Raw genomic sequence first — 233 nt, forward strand, 5'->3', positions numbered from 1 at the left:
CCCCGCCCTCTTCCATCCCCCCACGCGCCCGCCAGGCCTCGGGCAGCGGGGAGATCATGTCCATGGCCGGGGCGCCCTTGCGCGTGCCGGACAGCGGCCACACCTGCGCCTCCAGCGCAGCCGCGATCCCCGCCTTGAACTCGACGGTGCGCGGGCGAAGCGTCGAGCCGGTATGGGGCAGCCGCTTCACCATGATCTTGGAAAAGTCGGCGCCGGCCACGGCGCCGGCCTGC

General features: G+C 73.8%; 1 pseudogene. It reads right to left on the reverse strand.

Annotated elements, in window-relative coordinates:
• Nucleotides 1–233 (reverse strand): annotated as a pseudogene (locus KVT37_RS33090) (NAD(P)H-quinone oxidoreductase); the annotation flags it as partial.

This window comes from Mesorhizobium sp. GbtcB19 (genome assembly GCF_019091085.1).
Classification (GTDB): domain Bacteria; phylum Pseudomonadota; class Alphaproteobacteria; order Rhizobiales; family Rhizobiaceae; genus Mesorhizobium.